23 protein-coding genes are annotated in these 19,953 nt (G+C 38.4%); 9 read left to right on the top strand and 14 right to left on the bottom strand.

The annotated features are described in order from the left end of the window. Positions 1-66 precede the first annotated feature (66 nt). From H8Z77_RS03870 to H8Z77_RS03860, 3 genes are all read right to left on the bottom strand, one after another. Positions 67-258 carry a helix-turn-helix transcriptional regulator gene (locus H8Z77_RS03870; RefSeq protein ID WP_186996236.1) on the bottom strand — a complete coding sequence of 64 codons (192 nt, stop codon included), beginning with the start codon at positions 256-258 and terminating at the stop codon, positions 67-69. A 99-nt stretch (positions 259-357) separates the two neighbouring features. Beyond that, positions 358-1,320, bottom strand: coding sequence for a hypothetical protein (locus tag H8Z77_RS03865; protein WP_186996235.1), 963 nt, complete (start codon positions 1,318-1,320; stop codon positions 358-360). A 90-nt stretch (positions 1,321-1,410) separates the two neighbouring features. Then, positions 1,411-1,707 (bottom strand): YlmC/YmxH family sporulation protein, encoded by a 297-nt coding sequence (locus H8Z77_RS03860; RefSeq protein ID WP_069988873.1) that lies wholly within the window; start codon positions 1,705-1,707, stop codon positions 1,411-1,413. A 174-nt stretch (positions 1,708-1,881) separates the two neighbouring features. Here H8Z77_RS03860 and H8Z77_RS03855 point away from each other — a divergent pair, with 174 nt between their 5' ends. Further along, positions 1,882-2,097 carry a hypothetical protein gene (locus H8Z77_RS03855; protein ID WP_069988871.1) on the top strand — a complete coding sequence of 72 codons (216 nt, stop codon included), beginning with the start codon at positions 1,882-1,884 and terminating at the stop codon, positions 2,095-2,097. Positions 2,098-2,188: 91 nt separating this feature from the next. Here the strand turns inward: H8Z77_RS03855 and H8Z77_RS03850 are convergent, their stop codons facing one another. Then, the gene (locus H8Z77_RS03850; RefSeq protein WP_186996234.1) at positions 2,189-2,791 is read right to left on the bottom strand and encodes a zinc dependent phospholipase C family protein; all 603 of its coding nucleotides are present in this window, start codon (positions 2,789-2,791) and stop codon (positions 2,189-2,191) included. Between the two features lie 771 nt (positions 2,792-3,562). On the opposite strand from H8Z77_RS03850, the gene H8Z77_RS03845 reads away from it, so the two are divergent. The 7 genes from H8Z77_RS03845 (at position 3,563) to H8Z77_RS03815 (ending at position 9,235) form a co-directional block, all read left to right on the top strand. Then, on the top strand, positions 3,563-3,847 hold the full coding sequence (locus tag H8Z77_RS03845; protein WP_069988867.1) for a DUF2325 domain-containing protein: 285 nt from the start codon (positions 3,563-3,565) through the stop codon (positions 3,845-3,847). 17 nt (positions 3,848-3,864) lie between these two features. Further along, positions 3,865-4,416 carry a DUF3793 family protein gene (locus H8Z77_RS03840; protein ID WP_186996233.1) on the top strand — a complete coding sequence of 184 codons (552 nt, stop codon included), beginning with the start codon at positions 3,865-3,867 and terminating at the stop codon, positions 4,414-4,416. Between the two features lie 33 nt (positions 4,417-4,449). Then, on the top strand, positions 4,450-4,875 hold the full coding sequence (locus H8Z77_RS03835) for a flavodoxin (protein WP_069988864.1): 426 nt from the start codon (positions 4,450-4,452) through the stop codon (positions 4,873-4,875). 207 nt (positions 4,876-5,082) lie between these two features. Then, entirely contained in the window at positions 5,083-6,822 is a 1,740-nt protein-coding gene (locus H8Z77_RS03830; protein ID WP_366472164.1) for an ABC transporter ATP-binding protein/permease, read from the top strand. Further along, positions 6,819-8,477 (top strand): thiol reductant ABC exporter subunit CydC, encoded by a 1,659-nt coding sequence (gene cydC, locus H8Z77_RS03825; protein ID WP_186996231.1) that lies wholly within the window; start codon positions 6,819-6,821, stop codon positions 8,475-8,477. Before H8Z77_RS03830 ends, cydC begins: the two co-directional genes overlap by 4 nt. Next, on the top strand, positions 8,477-8,812 hold the full coding sequence (locus tag H8Z77_RS03820; RefSeq protein WP_186996230.1) for a nitrous oxide-stimulated promoter family protein: 336 nt from the start codon (positions 8,477-8,479) through the stop codon (positions 8,810-8,812). Before cydC ends, H8Z77_RS03820 begins: the two co-directional genes overlap by 1 nt. A gap of 3 nt (positions 8,813-8,815) precedes the next feature. Further along, a complete protein-coding gene (locus H8Z77_RS03815) occupies positions 8,816-9,235 on the top strand; it encodes a YbaN family protein (RefSeq protein WP_069988858.1) in 420 nt (139 codons plus the stop codon). 556 nt (positions 9,236-9,791) lie between these two features. Here the strand turns inward: H8Z77_RS03815 and H8Z77_RS03810 are convergent. The 5 genes from H8Z77_RS03810 to H8Z77_RS03790 all read right to left on the bottom strand — a co-directional run bounded on the left by H8Z77_RS03810 (position 9,792) and on the right by H8Z77_RS03790 (position 14,311). Then, entirely contained in the window at positions 9,792-10,508 is a 717-nt protein-coding gene (locus H8Z77_RS03810; RefSeq protein WP_186996229.1) for an ABC transporter permease, read from the bottom strand. Continuing rightward, complete coding sequence (locus H8Z77_RS03805) at positions 10,505-11,320, bottom strand: ABC transporter ATP-binding protein (RefSeq protein ID WP_186996228.1); 816 nt, start codon at positions 11,318-11,320, stop codon at positions 10,505-10,507. The genes H8Z77_RS03810 and H8Z77_RS03805 overlap by 4 nt, the downstream gene beginning before the upstream one ends. Next, entirely contained in the window at positions 11,317-12,120 is an 804-nt protein-coding gene (locus H8Z77_RS03800) for a MerR family transcriptional regulator (RefSeq protein WP_436231577.1), read from the bottom strand. Before H8Z77_RS03800 ends, H8Z77_RS03805 begins: the two co-directional genes overlap by 4 nt. 331 nt (positions 12,121-12,451) lie before the next feature. Beyond that, a complete protein-coding gene (locus H8Z77_RS03795; RefSeq protein ID WP_186996227.1) occupies positions 12,452-13,246 on the bottom strand; it encodes a DUF4253 domain-containing protein in 795 nt (264 codons plus the stop codon). A gap of 321 nt (positions 13,247-13,567) precedes the next feature. Beyond that, the gene (locus tag H8Z77_RS03790) at positions 13,568-14,311 is read right to left on the bottom strand and encodes a TIR domain-containing protein (RefSeq protein ID WP_069988849.1); all 744 of its coding nucleotides are present in this window, start codon (positions 14,309-14,311) and stop codon (positions 13,568-13,570) included. Between the two features lie 187 nt (positions 14,312-14,498). Here H8Z77_RS03790 and H8Z77_RS03785 point away from each other — a divergent pair, with 187 nt between their 5' ends. Then, positions 14,499-14,966, top strand: coding sequence for a VOC family protein (locus H8Z77_RS03785; RefSeq protein ID WP_186996226.1), 468 nt, complete (start codon positions 14,499-14,501; stop codon positions 14,964-14,966). Between the two features lie 644 nt (positions 14,967-15,610). Here H8Z77_RS03785 and H8Z77_RS03780 read toward each other — a convergent pair. Genes H8Z77_RS03780 through H8Z77_RS03760 form a run of 5 tightly spaced genes read right to left on the bottom strand, consistent with a single transcriptional unit; the run spans position 15,611 to position 19,883 of the window. Beyond that, positions 15,611-16,324, bottom strand: a complete 714-nt coding sequence (locus H8Z77_RS03780; RefSeq protein WP_186996225.1) for a transglycosylase domain-containing protein — start codon at positions 16,322-16,324, stop codon at positions 15,611-15,613. Between the two features lie 37 nt (positions 16,325-16,361). After that, on the bottom strand, positions 16,362-16,571 hold the full coding sequence (locus H8Z77_RS03775) for a hypothetical protein (RefSeq protein WP_069988843.1): 210 nt from the start codon (positions 16,569-16,571) through the stop codon (positions 16,362-16,364). 32 nt (positions 16,572-16,603) lie between these two features. Beyond that, positions 16,604-17,086, bottom strand: a complete 483-nt coding sequence (locus H8Z77_RS03770; RefSeq protein WP_186996224.1) for a hypothetical protein — start codon at positions 17,084-17,086, stop codon at positions 16,604-16,606. Continuing rightward, positions 17,083-19,122 carry an ABC transporter permease gene (locus tag H8Z77_RS03765; RefSeq protein WP_186996223.1) on the bottom strand — a complete coding sequence of 680 codons (2,040 nt, stop codon included), beginning with the start codon at positions 19,120-19,122 and terminating at the stop codon, positions 17,083-17,085. Before H8Z77_RS03765 ends, H8Z77_RS03770 begins: the two co-directional genes overlap by 4 nt. Further along, a complete protein-coding gene (locus H8Z77_RS03760; RefSeq protein ID WP_069988837.1) occupies positions 19,122-19,883 on the bottom strand; it encodes an ABC transporter ATP-binding protein in 762 nt (253 codons plus the stop codon). Before H8Z77_RS03760 ends, H8Z77_RS03765 begins: the two co-directional genes overlap by 1 nt. Positions 19,884-19,953: the final 70 nt, after the last annotated feature.

Raw genomic sequence — 19,953 nt, 5'->3', positions numbered from 1 at the left:
AAAACTGACTCTGCATCTATACAGAATCAGTTTTGTTTCTAACAGAATCCTATTTTTTATACCTGATTAATACAAATCATTTACATTGCAGGATAACGCAGTAGCTAATTTATGCAGCGCCATCAACTGTGCTGTTTGATTGGTATCTGGACTTCCTTGCTCGAACTCCTGTATTTCTTGGAGACTTACACCGGATAATTGTGCCAGTTGGGACTGCGTTAGCCCACGACGTTCCCGAATTATTTTTAAATTGTTCATCTATTACTCTCCTTTTTACTACTTTTTCTATTATGATACCCTAAAATGAGAATACTAATAGAAAAAGAGGAGGGGCACATTAAAAAATGTACTTTTCAATTAAATATCTGAATTAATCTCTGCTTGATAGTTTTCTGTGATGAGAGTTAAGGAGCCATCTTTTTTTAGACGGATGGTAATATCCTTGGTTTTACTGCTATCAATCTGGATTTCAATCCCATCTTCAATCTGTTTTGTCTGCAATCCATATGGCGCTAACTCAGATTGCATTTCCGGTTGCTCATCAATTACACTTTCCATATGTTTAGAAAGTTGATATGTATCTTGGAATTTCATTTTGTATTTCATCTCATCCAATACTTGGTCTAAGCTTTCTTCTGATGGAGCAACTTTCAGTTCTCTTGATAGAGGTCTGGAAAGTTCTTTTTGGATAGTACCCTGTTCGTTTGTTGATTGGGCAATTGCCGCAAACTGTTGCGAAATATTTTGTTTGGAAAGCTCCATAGTAGGTGTTTGAATATTAGACAATTTATCTTCCATCATAAGTTCCTCATTTTCCTGATTTTCTTCTGATTTTTTACCATGTTTTACAGTGCGAATAAGTTGAACAATTTGGTAAACTACAAACAATGCACATGGAACTACTACAATACAGATAACAGCCAATGTTGTTTGTAAAAACTCAAATACTGCCCCCAAATAAGGAATATCGGTTTTTACTGCAGCGATAATGAAATCATAAGAAATATGGTCCTGGTTGGAAACCAAGGTAACTACTTTTTCGTTATTTTGAGTTAAAACAGTATCAATTTTCGCTGTTTGCAAACCATCTTCTGTCCGATAAATAATTCGATCCCCTTTTTGATATTCCTCTTTTACTTCGCTAATAGCAAGGGAATGTTGATCCTCCAAAGCATACAGATAATTTCCAAACACATGGAAATCCTCCCCTGCTTGTTTTGTTTGGAAGGTTTGAAACACAAACAATCCATAAAAAACTAATATGATAATATAAATAATAAAAATTGTAATTTTTGTTTTACGAAACCGTTTTTTTGCCACACATGTTCTCCCCTTTGTTGATTTTTTCATTCCAATCAATTATCCTTATTATCCTATTTTTTTCATAAAAAGTCAACCGCATTCTTCCATTTATCCAAATAAATTACGGAAAAATTGTCCCCGGTTTCGTTTTGGATGGCAACAATTGCATTGTTCTAGACAAACTAGTATCGCGTCTTCCCCTATTACATTGATATCTTTCCAGCAAATCACAATATCTTCTTCCTGCCCTAACAGGCCAAAAAATTTTTTTCTTCCTCCAATTACAATTGCCTGGATTTGTGCAGTACAGCTATCCAGTTCAAAATCATCTACTGTACCAATTTTAACACCATCTTTTAAATTAATTACGTCTTTACAGCGTAAATCTTCCCCACGTATTAGCATAGAACCCACCCTCTTTTGCAATAGTTTTAAATTTTATTTAAAAACAAGGATAAAAATAGGACAAATTTATACTTTTTTACCATTGACAAGCTTTTTCTCCTGTGTATAATAAAAAGTAAGGATAAGGAAAATGAATCCAAATCCGATTCCAAGATTAGAAAAGGAGTATGCGTTATGGTAACAGAAAAAATGTTTAACTCAATTGAAGAAATCCAACGTTTACAAGAACTTGCTTGCAGCACAGATGAGGACGTCACATTACATTCACTCGATGAGCAAATTGCTGTAGACGCAAAATCCTTTATTGGATTGTTCTCTTTGGACTTTAACCAGCCAGTAAAAGTGGTTTGTGATTCTGAGGAGTTCCACAAAAAACTGGCAAAAATTTAAAGATTTTCATTTGAAAAAGATTGATGCAAACAAAAATAATAGGATCGGAACTTTATCATTCCGATCCTTTTTCTTTTCCTGTGTTTTTATATTATGCCAAAACCTGGTCTCTATGGACACGGGTGCTTACTTGGGATTTACAGATAATAATCGCCAATATCCGCACAGTTACCTCAATACATGCCTGTAAAGCGCAAACCATATCAAATCCTGGCAGGGTTTCCAAACGGATATAGTTCTCATACTGTTCATCCAACCGCTCCAACAGGTCGAATAAATTGGTGGTAATCTGGGCATCCGCTAAAAAATTGACCTGCTCGCATGTACGGCGCCGCTGTTTGATATACCGGTTGAGCAAACTTTCGTATTTAAAATGTTCCCGCAAGCTGCCTGTAAATTTCTCTGAATGGGCATAGCAGAAAAAGTCACACAGGTAATGGCAAATCACCCCTAAACGGTCCGCTAACAGAAAACGGTTCATTTTTTCTTTTTCGCAATTGGCCAAATCGGAAATTTCCTGGCGGATATTTTCGTACATATCTTTTTTATAATGGGGGATCCGTTTACACTTTGGGGAAAAATCAGGCCTCATATTGCCATAGGCAAAAGTCATAACTGGTAAATGCACCCCAAATTCCCGTTGAATATATCTGCGGACAATCCGGCTCACATGTAAATGTGAATAGACGTTCAATACACACAGCTCCTTTACACACATAGTTTGCTATAAGGTTTCTGTTTTTATTTAAAATTAATAATTGTTTCTAATTTCTATATCACGGCTATTATAATACAATGTATGCAATTCGTCTATAGATATGAGAAAACTTTTATATTTTTTTTGCAAACTATGTATAATTTGCTGCAGATTTAACTGATTTTATTTATATATATATGCAAATAAAATAAAAATAATATGATAAAATTTTCCTAAAATGGAAAAAGGGCTTTAATATGCTAGAGTTACATTATTTGTAAAAATAAAAAATTGATTTTGTTTCATGTGAAACAAAATTTACATTTTTTTACTTAATTATAATTTATTTTGGGGACAAAGCAATAATATATTAAAAGAATATTCTCTACTCTAAATTTAACTTCTATTACTATCATATGGTATATTCGTTAGATATGCAACAAAAATTTTTAATTGATAATATAGAAATCCTCTAGTTTAATATTGTAGTAATGTAATAAAAAATTTTTATATTTTTGTTAAATATGATAATTTATAGAAAAGCTATTGACAAAATATAAAATGGTGTGTATAGTAATAGTCAAAGTTAGTTATAACTAACTTATGATTTTTTACTTGACAAGTTAGCATATGCTAATTTATAATAGTAAAACAGGTTAAACAATTGATTTGCAGTAACGCATAGCAATGCCAAAAAATAATTGCACCATTCTGGTGCTTTTTATAAGATGAAAAGTTAGCACATGCTAACAAAATAAGGAGGATATTATGAGCATCGTCATTATTGGAGGCAACGAGTGCATGACCTGCCAATATCAATCCATATGTAAAAAATATGGCTGTAAAGCAAAAGTTTTTGCAAAAGAAAAAGGGGCGTTGAGAAAAAAACTAGGATGTCCAGATTTAATGATTTTATTTACCAATACAGTATCCCATAAAATGGTACTTAGTGCATCCCAAGAGGCGAAAAAGAATCATGTACCCATTGTCCGTGTGCATACCAGCAGTGCCTCTGCGCTGCACAATGTTCTGGCGGAACACTGCCCACAATAACGGATAGGAGGATTGCCATGTTTGAAAAATATTTGGTAGAACTATGTTCCCCTACTCTGGCTTCCTTAAAAACAGCCAGTCTGTTTAACTTTTCATTTTCTTCTGATTTGGAGTTAGAACAACAACTAAATTGCTGGAACTACAAACTCAATCAAAAAGGAATTTTTATTGTAGTGTTACGAAAAAAAGAGCACCATGCGTTGATTTATGTGTTCCGCAAATCTAAATTAAAACAGGATTTGAACAAGCCGGGTGTTCGCTGCTTTTTAAAAAGCTGTGGATATATGGAAACTGACCTTGATAGCGCTATCCAACAGTTACAGGGTCGTTTTTGTGAGATGGATGAATTTCCCCATGAAATTGGCTTGTTTCTGGGGTATCCATTGTGGGATGTGGTTGGATTTATTGAAAATGAAGGAAAAAACTGCAAGTGTGTTGGTTGCTGGAAGGTTTACTGCAATGAATGTGAAGCAAAACAGATATTCGCCAAATTCAAAAAATGCAGGGATGTGTATTGGCGGCTATACAACAATGGACGAAGTATTTTGCAGCTGACTGTGGCTGCTTGATATACTATTTTTTAAGAAATGAGGTTAATATTTATGAGTAAAGTTGCAGTTGTATACTGGAGCGGTACAGGAAATACTGAAGCGATGGCAAACCAAGTTTTAGCTGGTGCTATCGAAGCAGGTGCGGAGGCTACCTTGTTTACCGCATCCGAATTTGACGCAGATATGATGGATCAATACGACGCTATAGCATTTGGGTGCCCTTCCATGGGAGCAGAAGAACTGGAGGACAGTGAGTTCCAGCCGATGTTCACCACCTGCGAACCAAAATTGAACGGTAAAAAAATCGCTTTGTTTGGTTCCTATGGCTGGGGTGACGGCGAATGGATGCGTACTTGGGAACAAACCTGTAAAGGAGACGGCGCGAACCTGGTTTGTGAAAGCGTTATTTGCAATGAATCCCCTGACAGTGATGGAGAAGCAGCATGCCAGGCGCTGGGTAAAGCCTTAGCGAATTAATTTGTTGTAACATGTATAAACACATTGTACAGGTACCGTATTTCACCATTTAGAAAAAGTTGAAATCATATCAGTTGGTTATCAGGATGTAGTGTTTTTCTGCGTCCTGATACTGCTGTTTCTATAAACCCTTGGCTTTATCCCCTATTTGGTGTGTACTATTTTTTCGGAATATTAGTTTAGTATAGAGGAGTATTTCAAATTATGATGATTAACAAACGGTTGATTGGCACTGTCAGCGAAAGCAAAAAATACATCGCTGCCAACGTGGTGTTGCAATGGTGCAGCCTGCTTGCCAACATCAGTATGATTTTTGCGATTAGCCAACTATTGCAAAAATTGTTGACACAAACCCTGGGTGCCACCACTATAATCGCCACAACAGCCATTATACTTGTGTCAATCCTAATCCGGTTTGTCTGTACTACTGGGGCAGCTAAAATGAGCTATTTTTCTTCCAAATCAGTAAAAAAGATCCTGCGGCAAAAAATTTACCAAAAACTGCTAAAATTGGGAGGGTCTTATACGGATAAGATTTCTACTTCTGAGGTAGTGCAGATGTCAGTAGAAGGGGTAGACCAATTGGAAACCTATTTTGGAGCTTACCTACCCCAGTTCTTTTACAGCATGCTTGCGCCTGTTACCCTGTTTGCTGTATTGAGCGTGATCAGCTTGAAAGCTGCAATCGTCCTGCTGATCTGTGTACCACTTATCCCAGTTGCCATTGCGGCGGTGCAAACCTTCGCCAAGAAGCTTTTGTCGAAATATTGGGGGCAGTATACCGCTTTAGGGGATACTTTCCTGGAAAACCTGCAGGGGCTGACTACTCTGAAAATTTACCAATCTGATGACTTCAAAAACCAGGAAATGAACCGGGAGGCGGAAAAATTCCGTAAAATCACCATGAAAGTGCTGACTATGCAGCTCAATTCTATTACCATTATGGATCTGGTGGCTTATGGCGGTGCTGCTTTAGGGGTGATTATCTCGGTAAACGAATTCCAGGCGGATGCCATTTCCTTTATGGGATGTTTCGCGATTATCCTGTTGTCCGCTGATTTCTTCCTACCCATGCGCCAGCTGGGTTCGTTCTTCCACATTGCGATGAACGGGATGGCTGCCAGTGATAAAATCTTCCGTTTGCTGGATTTACCTGACCCAGAGCCGAAAACAGCTACAGTGTCTTCTGATCACTATGCTATTCAATGTAAGGATTTGCGTTTTTCCTACAATGAAGGCCGGGAAATCCTTCACGGCGTCCATATGGAATTTCCAATGGGGGGATTTATTTCCTTGGTTGGGGAAAGCGGCTGCGGGAAATCTACCATTGCTTCCCTGCTCATGGGACGAAACCAGGGCTACACAGGAAGTATCACCATTGGGGGGATCGAATTATCCCAAATTGCGGAGTCCAGCCTGATACGGACGATTACTTATATCAGCCATAACAGTTATTTGTTAAAAGGGACGGTAAGGGATAACCTGCTGATGGGGAATCCAAACGCTACCGATCAACAACTTTGGGCAGTATTAGAACAAACCAATCTGGCGGATTTCCTCCGGCAGGAAAACGGATTGGATACCCTATTGCAGGAAAAAGCCAGCAACCTTTCCGGCGGGCAGTGTCAACGCCTGGCTTTGGCACGCGCCTTACTGCATGATACCCCGATTTACATTTTTGACGAGGCAACCTCAAATATTGATGTGGAGAGCGAAAACGATATTATAGAGCAAATCCACCAACTGGCAAAAACAAAAACCGTCCTTTTAATTTCCCACCGCCTTGCCAATGTGGTTGCTTCTGATTGTATTTATGTATTGGAAAAAGGCAACCTGGTAGAGAGCGGAACCCATCAGCAGTTATTGGAAAAACAAAATGTATATGCCCATCTATGGGAATGCCAGCAAAGCCTGGAACATTATCAAAAAGGCGGTGAAATCCGATGAAAAAAAGAAGCAACTTTCAAATTATGGGCCGTTTGGTAGGCCTGGTAAAACCTTTAATCGGATTTATGATACTGGCAATTATCATGGGGGTAATCGGATTTCTGGCAGCTATCTCCATTACGGTATTTGGCGGATACGCCATGTTGGACGTGCTGCAAATGTCAACCCCAATTACCTTAAAAACAGCTGTGGTATGCGTTATTGTTTTTGCGTTGGTTCGTGGTTTCCTTCGGTATGCAGAGCAAGCGTGTAACCATTTTATTGCCTTTAAACTATTGGCGTTAATTCGTGATAAAGTGTTTCAAGCATTGCGCAGGCTCTGCCCCGCCAAACTGGAGGGAAAGGACAAAGGGAATTTGATTTCGGTTATCACCTCAGATATTGAACTGTTGGAGGTCTTTTACGCCCACACCATCTCCCCTATCGCCATCGCCATTTGTATGGCAGTGATTATGACCATATGGATTAGCTGCTACCATTGGTTGCTGGGACTAATCGCTCTGGTAGCATATCTTGTGATTGGGGCGGTAATTCCAATTGTTATTTCCAAAAAAACCGGGGATAGCGGAATGGTGTTCCGTTCCAAATCCGGTGAATTGAGCAGCTATGTGTTGGACAGCCTGCGGGGGTTAAAGGAAAGCATCCAATACGGCACTGGGGAACAACGCCTGGAACAACTGAACCAACGCACTGACCAGCTTTCCAAAGAGGAAGCAAAGATGAAACGGCGTACCGGTCAGAATATGGCCGTTACCAACACGGCTATTTTGGTGTTTGATCTGGTCATGTTACTGGTAGCCGCCCTGTTATACCACAACCAAATGGTAGCGTTTGACGGGGTATTGATTCCAGTGGTTGCGATGATGTCCTCTTTCGGTCCGGTGGTCGCCCTGGCAAACCTGGGCAGTACCTTACAAAATACTTTCGCGGCCGGCAACCGTGTACTGGATATTCTGGATGAATCCCCTGTCGTGGAAGAAATTACTGGAAAACAAGAAATCAACTTCCAGGGTGCAGAGGTAAAACAGGTTACGTTCTCTTATGGGAATGAAACGATTTTGTCCAACCTGAACTTGCAAATTCCGCAACACCAGGTAACCGGCATTGTAGGGAAAAGTGGCAGTGGAAAATCCACCCTGTTAAAATTGATGATGCGGTTTTGGAAGGTACAGCAAGGGGAAATCGCTATATCCGGCAAGCAGATAGACCAAATCAACACCACCAACCTGCGGGAAATGGAAAGCTTTGTAACCCAGGAAACCCACCTGTTCCATGACAGCATTGAAAACAATATCCGCATCGCCAAACTAGACGCTACCCAGGAAGAGATTGTCGCCGCATGTAAAAAAGCTTCCATCCATGAATTTATCATGAGCTTGCCAAATGGATACCAAACCAATGTGGGGGAATTGGGGGATACCCTATCCGGTGGTGAAAAACAGCGGATTGGTTTAGCACGCGCGTTCCTGCACGACGCTCCGCTGATTTTGCTGGACGAACCCACCAGTAATCTGGATAGCTTAAACGAAGCGGTTATCCTGAAATCATTGCATGAGGAACGGCAGGATAAAACCGTTGTTTTGGTATCTCATCGAGAATCCACCATGGGGATTGCAAACAAGGTGTATTCTGTGGAACACGGGAGGATGAGCTGATGGCAAAAGATTTACAATCCAAACGGGAACAGGAAAAACGGATGGTTTCTGAAATGATCTTGCTGTATTGCAGGAAGAACCATCACACCCAGCGGCTTTGTTCTAATTGCCAAAATCTGTTAGATTATACCGTGGAACGAAGTAATAAATGCCCTTTTATGGAAACAAAAACCTTTTGTTCTGCCTGTAAAGTACATTGTTATCAACCAAAAATGCGGGAGAAAATCCGCCAGGTAATGCGGTTTTCCGGACCAAGGATGTTATTCCATCACCCTGTTATGGCAATCCGGCATTTCATCGAAACCAGAAAAGAAAAGCGTAAAAATGGAGTGTGATGTATGAAAAAAATAATTTATATCACTGTAGGATGTATCGGTTTGGGTTTGGGCTTTATTGGGGCAATATTGCCGTTGTTACCAGCATTCCCTTTCCTACTATTGGCGGCGGTTTGCTTTGGAAAAAGTTCTAAAAAATTAAACGATTGGTTTGTGGGCACAAAACTGTACAAAAACAATCTAGAAAGCTTTCGTAAAGGGCAAGGAATGACCTGGAAAACCAAAATGAAAATTATGGTGATTGTTACCCTAACCATGAGTGTAGGTTTTATCATGATGAGCAACGTACCAATTGGTCGAATTGTCTTGGTTGGCGTATGGGTATTCCACATTTTTATTTTTGTCTTTGGAATCAAAACAAAAAAACAGGAACAGCCAAACCATCAGATGTTCCACCCATATCATGATATTTGTGAGGATTAAAACTGTGCCATCCTGGAAATAGGACGATTGGTTTCGCTACATTAATTTTAAAACCGCCTTGAATCATCAAGGCGGTTTCTTGTTGTCTGCCTAAGTGAACCCCCTAGTTTAGGGTAGAAAAAAGTTCGGAATGGTTTGCCATTAGAACGCCCGGTTTATGAGAAAAAGTATATAGAACATCAACCAATGGCAAATCGCTCGCATGTCGGTATTTGAAGGAACCTAAGAGGTAATGAAATGATATTGTTTCGCACTCCTTGCGAGGTGCTAAGCCGGTAAAAGAACCTTCTAGTACTTACCACAATCCACCACTAAATTGGTGGATTTGCCGAAACTCCTTTATTCCGCCGGGAATAAAAAAATGCAGGCAACCTGTTCCCGCATCGTTTGGCTTTTAAGGGTACTAGGCTCCCCTTGTTTTCGCTTTTTCAAAGACAAGGGGAATTTTCGCGCTTTCTTTATGAAGGTGTATACTGTGGTATCGAGAAAATCGATTGTTCCCCTATCCAAGTGTATAAAATAATAATACATCTGTACACCTTCCATACAGTTCCAATTATTTTGATTTCTGCTGTTTCAAAAGGATTCCGCATACAATGACCGCAACCAAAAACAGCAGGATCAAGTACCACAAGTTTTCTAACCGGAATCCATTATCCTGCATTAAGAGGTTTCCCCAAGTAGCGGGAAAGAGTTTTCCAATTACCTGAAAAGCTTTTGGCAGCAGTTCCATCGGAAACATAATACCCGAAAGCAGAATGGATGGCAAAAACACAAGCTGTGAAACCATCGTCAGCTTTGCTTGGCTTTTTACAACTAAGCCCAAAACACTTCCAATACTCAGTGATACAGCCATATAGAGGGCAAGCGCAAGGAAAAACAGCGGAGGGTTTACTGGCAAAGACGCCTGAAACAAGATGGGAGCCAACAAAAATAGGATGATACACAACATCATTAAATGAAGAAACGCAGAGACAAACATTGTGGCTAAGCCTAAACATATGGGCACTCCATTTGCTTTGTACATCTTTTTTATGTCACTGCCATAGGTTTCGGCTAAAGAGGGAGGCAATCCGATCAAAGCACCCATAGACACCCCCATTACAATCATTGCTGATATCAGTGTATGTTTCATTTCCGGCATGATAGAGGTAAAAACACCACCCATGAGCAGAAAAAACAGGAGCGGAACAAGATAACAGGTGACCAATAACGATTTACTTCTGATATCCAGTTTCCATTGTAATGCCACGCTATACAAAAAATTTCTCATTTCTCCGACCTCCTTGCCATTTCTAAAAAGTGCTGTTCCAAGGTACCCCTATCCACCTTAATATCCAATACCTCAATCCCTTTTTGTTTTAACTCGCCAAGCAGGGAGAGCAGGCTGTCTTCGATATTGTCAGTTTCAAATGTATCACTTCCCTGCTGAGTTTTAATATGGATCCAGTATTTTTTTCCGATTTTGTCAGTTAGTTCTGAAGGTGTTCCGCAAAACACAATCTTTCCATCATTTAAAATCGCGATCCGGTCGCACAGTGTTTCCACTTCCGCCATATCATGGCTTGCCAAAACAATTGTTTTTCCCTGCGATTTTAGTTTTCGGATTTGAGTATGCAGCGATAATCTACCCTCAACATCAAGTCCTGCTGTTGGCTCGTCAAGAAAAATAATATCTGGACGACTGATCAGGACAAGGGCCAGGTGCAACCGCCTTTTCTGGCCTGTGGATAGCTGTATATATTGCTTTTTCTCGATTTCCTGAATTCCCAGTGACTGAAGTATAGCGATATCAACCTTAGTTTTATTCCATCTGGCAAATAGTTTGACGGCTTCCATGGGTTTGATATGGGCTGGCAGGGAAGATGACTGTAATTGAATACCCATTTTTCCATTTACGGTAACCGTTCCACTGTCATACTTCCTCAATCCCTCCATACATTCAAGGGCTGTAGTTTTTCCCGCCCCATTCACACCGAGCAGGGAAAACACCTCTCCTTGCGCAATTTGAAAATCAAGCCCTTTGAGGACCATATGTTCACCATAGCTTTTTGTTAATCCATGAACTTGAATGGCATCGATCATGTTTCTACCCCCTCAAATGGATTAACACCAAGCCTGGAAAAATAGATTTCCAAAGCTGGTTCCAAATAGGCATTTAGTTTTTTCTGCTTTTCTTCCCACTCATTTGTGGTATTATTTAACTTTCCAAATTCTATCAGTTTTGGCAGCATACTCATATCACCTTCTGTAAACTCCATAATTAAATCCCAATACACTTTGGTAAGGGTCTGGCATTTTTCATTTTCAGGTGGGATATTGTCTTTTTGGAGCTGTATGATTTCATCACTGATACGGTTAAACCTCTCTATAAAAGCAAAGCCACTTTCCTGGTCAAAGCGTGTGCGGATATAGTCCAGCATATCATCATCAAAATATTTAATCAAAAAGTAAAACTCGTTATTCATTTGCAAGTTAACGATAATATCCGCATATTTTTTGAAATTCACTGTTTGCATTTGTAGCACTTCTGTCCGTAATTGCTCTATTGCTGCCAAAGAAGCGGATAGTTGCTCTATTTTTTGGCGGATATCATCTGCCTGCTTACTAAGTATGTTTGCAACATCAGAGGGAGTATCCAAAGAGATTAGCTGTTGTTTGATATCTGCAAGGGAAAAACCTAATGATTTTAAGGATAAAATCTGATGTAGTGTAATTAAATCCTTATCGGTATAAAGCCTACGCCCGCCTTCGCTCTCTGCGGATGGAGAAAGTAGCCCCTGTTTATCGTAATATTGTAGGGTACGGACCGTAACCCCCATTTTCTTTGCCACTTCACCAACTGTCATATATCCTTCTGGTATTGATTTCGATTGTTTCATCATTATTCCACCTCCTATATTGATTATAAATCATTACGTTGCGTCACAAGCAATACCTTTTTAAAAAATTATTATATATTAACAATCTTTCTTCACTTTTGCAGGTAGCTTAGGTAAGCGATTTAAGAGTTTACTAAAAAATGATAGTTTGTTTCACTAAACATGCTCGAAGCCATCGTTTTTTTTGTGATGGTTTATAACAAAAGCGGCAGAGAAAAATCCTCTACCGCTTCCTAATATAAAAATTCTGACATAGCTACCATTTGATTGTAATTACGATTTTTGTTTGATAAGGAATGTTTGCTGGCCGATTTCCAAGAATTCTAACCAAACATCAATTCCACCAGAAATACCAGGTAGTAGATTTGGATAAACTATCCGCTAAAGAGCCGATATTCCCCTCTTCTACAGGACATTGGTCGATAATGTCCGGACAGAAGGCGTATTGCTCTAAAGCAAGCTGTAAAGCTTTTTCTCGTGGAACTGGGGTTGAAAGAGAAAATTCCAATACATCATGGGTAATTACTGCTGGAACTGCCCCATATTCATGATACCAGTATTTAGCAATTGCAATCATCTTCAATGGAGATGGGCAATCATTCCAACCTCCAAAAGGAATCCAGGCAAACACTTCCCAAGGATTTTTTACTGGAATTTTTGCCAAGGTAACTGGAACTGTCATTTTGGTGTTAAAATCCCAGTATCCATAAAATACGCTAATAGCATCTCCACCAATCATTGGGCCTTTAATTTTAGCATCCCAATCCAATCCATGCTGTTCGGTTTCTTCTTTTCTTATTTTCAATAGATGATCCAGTAGCTGTTTTCCATCGGGTAATGGAGAACTCAAAATTCGTTTCCGGTAAGCTGCTACCCTTCCTGGATGAAATCGAGCTGAGATCCGTTTATTTTCTGGATCTGAATTCATAAAAAGATTTTCCCATAAAAGATCATCTTCTGAGGTAACTAACATTGGGGTAAATCCCTGCTGTTTTCCTTCTACAGACGCTTTATAAAACGTTTCCATTAATGGGTCATCATCTAACATTGGCTGAAAAAGCTGGCAAGGACAATTGAAATAATCGGACATTTCTGTACTTAGTAAATCTTTTTTTGGGTTTGTATTCATTGATGTTCCTCCTTGATCCAGGCTGCTAACGCTCTGGTAGGAATCCGCTTATAGGGGGAATCCAAATAAAATTGCTATAAAATTAAAAAGCCTATCCTTCCGGTATGCCCAACAATCCATAAGGATAGGTTTTAAAAAAGCAGGAAACAAACTTTTATAGGCTCCTTTTTTCCTTAAAAATCAATTTCCCACATGACCTATTTCTATATTATACCATAAGTTATCACTTTTTACAATATATGATAAATAAATTATTTGTTTTCGGGCAGTATGTTCACATAAAATACGAAAAATGGCTAATGCAAGTTTTTTAGAATGATACTATTCAAACAGTTTATTTAAATCAATTGAAAAACCAATTTTTTTTAATTGTTTTAGTACATCCAATTGCCAGTTTCCCGTATTAGTATTCACAATGTCTTGTAAATCAGGCGGAAGTTCCAATAAGCCACTGGATAATAACAAAGTTTTATCTTTTCCAAGCTTTCCAGTTAAATACCCCGCCCCAAATAGAACAGATTGCCCTGCACGAGAGTGAAATTCTTTTTCCTCATTTGGTTTTCCAGTATCATCTTCGGAAAACAAGACAATGCTTGCGATAATATCCTGGTTTGCCTGTACCTGTTCCATCATGGTATACCCTTGGGTTAACATAATTGGTTGTATATTTTGTTTCTCCAACAATTTGATTACTACATCTTTAAACTGGCTATTACGACCATGAAGCAAAAATACTTTATTGCTGAATTGTTTTGGTTCTACATGGGCAGGTTTTTCCGCTATTGTCCCCCCTAATTTTTGAAGGTAATTTTCAAATTCAATTTTTGTTTGTTCCAATCCTTCTATACAATCCGCAGAAGCACTGGAAAAATCCCAAGATTTTGGGGTGAAATTTCGTTTATGGAACTGGGTGTACTCTGAGCTAAATTCACCATATTGTTTTGAAAGGAAATTTAATACTTTACTGTGCCAGGCATTAAAAGCCGGATGTTGGAATGTGACATTTTTTTCAATTAATTCATCAATTTCCTGATATAAATGTTCCAATTTATCTTTATTATTCATAATTACCACTCCTCAATCCACTGTTTCCAAATTCTATTATAATCAAAAAACGTAAATTTGTCGAATCCATTTTATCATCTTACAGAGTTCACAGAAAAAATGGTAATTTTTTGTAAATTCAGAGCATGGACAAAACTTTCTTACATGATTATAATAAATAATTAGAATCTATTAGAGGAGGACCAGTATGAAATTTAGAAATCCGCTTTTGGTAGTATCCAACCTGGAACAATCAAAATCCTTTTATTCAAAAGTATTGGGGTTGCACGTTACTGTTAATTTCGGCCAAAATGTTACATTGACAGGAGGCATATGCCTGCAAACGAAAAAGAGTTGGCTGGAAATAATCGAGCATCCAGAAGAGGAATTATATTTTGGAGGAAAAAATACAGAACTCTATTTTGAGGAAGATAATTTTGACCAATTTATTGAAATGTTAGAGGATTTGCCAGAAATCCAATACGTCCATCCAGTAAAAGAGCATCCATGGGGACAACGGGTTGTCCGCTTTTATGACCCAGATATGAATATAATTGAAGTTGGTGAAAACATGAAAATAGTTTGCCAACGGTTTTTAAATCAGGGATTGACCATAGAACAGGTGGCAAAACGAATGGATGTCCCTGAACAATATATAAAATCCTATTGCTATTAAGAAAATCCTTTTTTTAATAAAAAGTGAATGTGAAACAAAAAAATCGTATCCTATTGAGGATACGATTTTTTTGTATTTAGTAGTGTCCATTTTATTAAGAATACGAAATGACACTATCATAATGTGATAATGCAAACTGTTTTTGCCAATTGTGTTTTCCATAAATTGTTCTATCAAACGGTTTTATGTATTCAAGAAACGAACCCTCAAAAAGATATATTGTTGTAATAAAAAGGCAGTCAAAACAAATGTTTTCCTTACCAAAAATTACAATATTTAAATTTTTTATGGTTTTTATTTGCTGTATAGGCCGTAAAGTGTTTTGTGTTTACAATAAATTTCTTAAAAATATTTTTTATATATGTAAAGTAAATTACTTTACTTGCTATAAAGAAAATATGATATTTTCTTAATTTTTAAAGATATTTGTCTTGAAAATATCTTTATATCTTGTAAAGTAAGTAACTTTACAAGATATAAACCGCTTATTATTTTCTAAATATGGAATAAAAACATCTCTTATTCTAAAAGTTATCTATTTCAAATAGTTTTATTCCTCGAACCTCTTGCACACACTATGTTTTATCAAAATATTGTGTAAAACACAGGTCTCCCCTATTGCGAAAGAGGAGACCTGTGTTAAATTAATGAGGGCTTTCTTCTAAAATATTGGTTATTTCTGTTTTGGTAATAACTCCACAAGCTTCCATTCGCTTTAGAACCTGACGTAATCGCTGCTCTGCTAGTTCTGGATTATCACTTGGAGAATATGCGGAAGGCGCATTGGGGATACCTGCCAGCATAGCTGATTCATAGGGGGTTAGTTCTTTTGGTGATTTTCCAAAATACTTTTGGGCAGCGTCATAAATTCCGTAACAGCCGTTTCCAAAATAAATGGTATTAACATATAGCGATAGTATTTCTTTTTTTGTATAGTTCCTTTCCAAATCAAACGCTACAAAAATCTCAGCAAATTTTCGCTCTAACTTTTTTTCCTGGGTAAAATACAGATTTTTTGCTAGTTGCTGGGTGATGGTACTTCCCCCTTCCGCAAAAGACAGGGTTTTTATATCATTCCAAGCTGCTCTGCAAATCGCAATTGGATCCACACCATGGTGTTGTTGGAACCGATGGTCTTCCACCGCAACAACCGCATGGATATAAAATTCTGGAAGTTCCTCATAGGGAGTGTAATGCTGTTTGGATTCAATCCCCTCTACAAGCTGAGATAAAGGATTATCTTTGATTACCCCTTGATACAAAAAATATCCTTTTGTGCCATAAATAAGCCCTATCGCCAACACAATACAAAGAAAGATTGACCCAATTCCAAGAATCCATTTTATTAATTTTTTCATCAGGGACAAAGTACTCCTCCCACTTTAAAGTGTTTGATTACTCCCGTTGCAGATGTCGTAGAATAAAATCCGCTAACATCCAAATGGATACTACTAGGAATAATAAAACCGCAATTGGAATGGCTATTACAGCAATGACTGCTAGGGAAAACCATACAGTAACAGTTTGTAGACATTTTTTTGATTTTATACCAAAACGATGAAAATATTGATTATTCTTTCTAATAATATGGTTTGCTGTTTGCATACCAGCAGCCTCCTTCCAATTTTACACAATCCTTAGGTTTGGTACTCCACATTTAGCTCTACTGAACCACTAAAATCCTCGTAATCTACCATGATGTAGTTCCCTCCACCAGTAAAACTGAAAGTGGTATGGAAACTACCATCCGCTTCTGGCGTTAGTATTGTGACCTCTGTCCCCATCCGTACCCTGATTTGTGCAGTGCCAGCCATTGGTTGAATATTACCTGCCACTGATACTGTGCAGGTTTGAATGGAAGTCCCGCCAAAAACTACATCTTTGCCGGTTTGATGGTCACATAGGGCAGTATATTTTCCAGTATAATCGTCCCGTCTGTTCCGCTCCCCGATTAAATCTCGGTCACTGGTGAGTTGGTGCCTGCCAATATCTGAGATAAAATTATTAAAATTGTTTAATACCGTATCCTTAATCCGTTCACGGTCCTCTGTGTGGAATACACATCCACACAGGCTGACCGAAATCAGGAGACTAAGGATAATTAATACCAGCCGTTTCATGCCGCTTCCTTCTTCCTGTTACTTACAATGCTGTAATAAGATTTTGAAGTTACCAAATATACAATAATGTAGAACAAAGCAAACAATAAATAACTTCCGATGGTAATGCCAATCAATAAACCAGTATTTGTTAAGCTAAACAAAACCAGCATTTTCTTAATTAGTGGGAACGCAAACGCCGTATGCACTCCAGCTGCGATTAAAGGCAAGAAAAATACAGTCAATACCTGAGAATTAATACTTTTTTTGATTTCTTTTTTGGTCATACCGACCTTTTGTAAGATTTCAAACCTGCCTTGGTCTTCGTAACCTTCTGTCACCTGTTTGTAGTACATGATTAAAACAGCACCAAGGATAAATACAATCCCCAAAAGGACGCCTAAGAAAAACATTCCACCATACAAGGCGTAAAATCCTGACCGTTCCGCGGCAATGCCTTCCGAAATTACTTTTGGAAACTGATTATCTTCCTGCTGCATCTGGGCAATTTTCCGATCAATTTGGTTTTGAATTTCTATCTGGGTATGGTCATCACAATCCAGATTAAAACCGTAGTAGTCTTTGCAAGCAGAAGCTATTTCATCTCCATAAATGGAATATTGTGCATTATAAATGCCAATCATCGTATCTTTTGGTACAAACAGGTAAATAGAAGATGTTATCATCATCGCATCGTCCCCATTTCCTACAAATTCTGGCACTGTTTGCTTGATTGTTACGGTGCCAAAGTTTTCAAGGGAAATGGTATCATAGGGATAATCCGATTTTGTTGCAAACAAGAGTGCTTCGTTTTCCCCTAATGTTTCATTGGTTCCCATAAGCTTGTTATAGTCATCAATTGGGACCACATAAATTTGGCGTACATTTTCAATAGAGGACATTAATTGCATGGTATCTATTTTGCTTTGGCCAAAAATCACCTGATCCTCCTGGAAAAAACCACCTACAGATAAATACTGATAATGTAACTGATCTTGTTCCTCTTGGTTGTTTTGTTGTAATACTTGGTCAATTGTACTGTGAACATCATCAATGTAATGCTCCTCCATTGTGGTAGTTTCCACCAAAATATCCCGAGGATAACGGGAGTGCAGGCTGTCTTCCGCTCCAATGTACAGGCAGGCTGTGGATGAAATAATCACTAATACCATGGTAGACAGGATACAGATAGAAGCCAAACCTGCCCCGTTCCGTTTCATACGGTATACCATGGAGGAAACCGAAACGAAATGGTTTGTTTTATAATAATAGCGTTTATTTTTCTGTAATAACTTGCACAGCGCAACAGAACCTGCAATGAATAGGAGATAGGTTGCTATAATTACCATAATAACCGCTACAAAAAACCACATCAACGCAGAAATTGGATCTTGGATAGACAAAGCCAGATAGTAGGCAGCTGCTAAAAGAATAACTCCTAAAAAAGCAACTATCCAGTTTGCTTTTGGCGGTTTTTCTCCTACATTATCACTACGCAATAATTGGATTGGATTAGAGAGATGGATTTGCCGCAGAGAATTTAATAAAATCAAAAAGAAAATTCCAGCAAATACAATGAGTGTTACCCAAATTGATTGAAAACTGACGGTAAATGAAAAACTAATGTCCCCATCTAACATTTGGGTCATAATCAATTCCCCAACCTTGGAAAACAGGATACCACAAATCAGTCCACCAATTATGGAAATCACCGCGATAATAATGGATTCCCATATTAAAATACGAGCCAAATTCCTTTTCCCCATCCCCAGGATGTTATACAGCCCGAATTCTTTTTTTCTTCGGCGGATTAAAAAAGAGTTGGTGTAAAACAGAAAAATTAACGAGAACAGACCAATAACGCCGCAACCCATTGAAAGGATGGATTGCATGACATCTACACCCCGCATGTTGTACAATACCTGGCTGGATGTTAAAAATAGGATAATGTAAAACATCATAACCATTCCAATACAGGTTAAAATGTAAGGAAGATAGGTCTTTTTATTTTTTGCAATGCCGGTAAAGGCAAGTTTGGGGTAAAATCCTAATTTCATTATTGATCACCGCCTGTTGCCAAAAGTGTTAAGGTATCCGAAATTTTTTGGTATAGCTGTTGGTCGGTACTATTTCCACGGTAAATTTGATGGAAAACTTCTCCGTCCTTGATAAATAATACCCTTTGGGCATGGCTCGCCGCTTTGACCGAGTGGGTTACCATCAGAATGGTTTGACCATCCCGGTTAATATTGGAGAACAGCTCCAACAATTCATCAGTGGATTTGGAATCCAAAGCGCCGGTTGGTTCATCGGCAAGAATGAGCCTTGGATTGGTAATCAACGCCCTAGCAACCGCTGCACGCTGTTTTTGACCACCAGAAACTTCGTATGGATATTTGGATAATAACGGTGTAATCCCTAGCTTTTCCGCAATAGGAGTGAGTTTCTGCTTCATTTCCTGAAAATTTTTCCCCGCAAGTACTAATGGTAAAAAGATATTATCTTGAAGGGAAAAAGTATCTAGAAGATTAAAATCCTGGAATACAAACCCCAGGTTATCCCGGCGAAAGTTAGCAATTTCGGAATCTTTAATTTTGGATAAATCCTTTCCATCCAATAGAACACTTCCTCCAGTTGGCTTATCTAGGGCTGCTAAAATATTTAAAAGGGTGGTTTTACCAGAACCGGACTCTCCCATGATAGCAACATATTCCCCTTTTTCAACACTGAAATTTACACTCCGGAGAGCTTGAACTTGATTTCCTCCAAAACGTGTTGTATAGATTTTTTTCAGATTATTTACTTCTAATATTGGCATAATCATGAACCTCCATCTCGTATATGAACTTTACAACCCTATTATAACCGAACAGGGAAATGTACTGCCA

This window comes from Clostridium facile (assembly GCF_014297275.1).
In the GTDB taxonomy this organism is placed as follows: Bacteria; Bacillota; Clostridia; order Oscillospirales; family Ruminococcaceae; genus Massilioclostridium; species Massilioclostridium facile.
This window is presented reverse-complemented; position numbering and strand designations above follow the sequence as displayed.

What these genes read in the sequence shown, in the direction of transcription:
- H8Z77_RS03870 (WP_186996236.1), bottom strand. Translation starts at nt 258, where the DNA reads ATGAACAATTTAAAAATAATTCGGGAACGTCGTGGGCTAACGCAGTCC.
- H8Z77_RS03860 (WP_069988873.1), bottom strand. Translation starts at nt 1,707, where the DNA reads ATGCTAATACGTGGGGAAGATTTACGCTGTAAAGACGTAATTAATTTA.
- H8Z77_RS03855 (WP_069988871.1), top strand. Translation starts at nt 1,882, where the DNA reads ATGGTAACAGAAAAAATGTTTAACTCAATTGAAGAAATCCAACGTTTA.
- H8Z77_RS03845 (WP_069988867.1), top strand. Translation starts at nt 3,563, where the DNA reads ATGAGCATCGTCATTATTGGAGGCAACGAGTGCATGACCTGCCAATAT.
- H8Z77_RS03840 (WP_186996233.1), top strand. Translation starts at nt 3,865, where the DNA reads ATGTTTGAAAAATATTTGGTAGAACTATGTTCCCCTACTCTGGCTTCC.
- H8Z77_RS03835 (WP_069988864.1), top strand. Translation starts at nt 4,450, where the DNA reads ATGAGTAAAGTTGCAGTTGTATACTGGAGCGGTACAGGAAATACTGAA.
- H8Z77_RS03830 (WP_366472164.1), top strand. Translation starts at nt 5,083, where the DNA reads ATGATTAACAAACGGTTGATTGGCACTGTCAGCGAAAGCAAAAAATAC.
- cydC (WP_186996231.1), top strand. Translation starts at nt 6,819, where the DNA reads ATGAAAAAAAGAAGCAACTTTCAAATTATGGGCCGTTTGGTAGGCCTG.
- H8Z77_RS03820 (WP_186996230.1), top strand. Translation starts at nt 8,477, where the DNA reads ATGGCAAAAGATTTACAATCCAAACGGGAACAGGAAAAACGGATGGTT.
- H8Z77_RS03815 (WP_069988858.1), top strand. Translation starts at nt 8,816, where the DNA reads ATGAAAAAAATAATTTATATCACTGTAGGATGTATCGGTTTGGGTTTG.
- H8Z77_RS03810 (WP_186996229.1), bottom strand. Translation starts at nt 10,508, where the DNA reads ATGAGAAATTTTTTGTATAGCGTGGCATTACAATGGAAACTGGATATC.
- H8Z77_RS03805 (WP_186996228.1), bottom strand. Translation starts at nt 11,320, where the DNA reads ATGATCGATGCCATTCAAGTTCATGGATTAACAAAAAGCTATGGTGAA.
- H8Z77_RS03800 (WP_436231577.1), bottom strand. Translation starts at nt 12,120, where the DNA reads ATGATGAAACAATCGAAATCAATACCAGAAGGATATATGACAGTTGGT.
- H8Z77_RS03795 (WP_186996227.1), bottom strand. Translation starts at nt 13,246, where the DNA reads ATGAATACAAACCCAAAAAAAGATTTACTAAGTACAGAAATGTCCGAT.
- H8Z77_RS03790 (WP_069988849.1), bottom strand. Translation starts at nt 14,311, where the DNA reads ATGAATAATAAAGATAAATTGGAACATTTATATCAGGAAATTGATGAA.
- H8Z77_RS03785 (WP_186996226.1), top strand. Translation starts at nt 14,499, where the DNA reads ATGAAATTTAGAAATCCGCTTTTGGTAGTATCCAACCTGGAACAATCA.
- H8Z77_RS03780 (WP_186996225.1), bottom strand. Translation starts at nt 16,324, where the DNA reads ATGAAAAAATTAATAAAATGGATTCTTGGAATTGGGTCAATCTTTCTT.
- H8Z77_RS03775 (WP_069988843.1), bottom strand. Translation starts at nt 16,571, where the DNA reads ATGCAAACAGCAAACCATATTATTAGAAAGAATAATCAATATTTTCAT.
- H8Z77_RS03770 (WP_186996224.1), bottom strand. Translation starts at nt 17,086, where the DNA reads ATGAAACGGCTGGTATTAATTATCCTTAGTCTCCTGATTTCGGTCAGC.
- H8Z77_RS03765 (WP_186996223.1), bottom strand. Translation starts at nt 19,122, where the DNA reads ATGAAATTAGGATTTTACCCCAAACTTGCCTTTACCGGCATTGCAAAA.
- H8Z77_RS03760 (WP_069988837.1), bottom strand. Translation starts at nt 19,883, where the DNA reads ATGCCAATATTAGAAGTAAATAATCTGAAAAAAATCTATACAACACGT.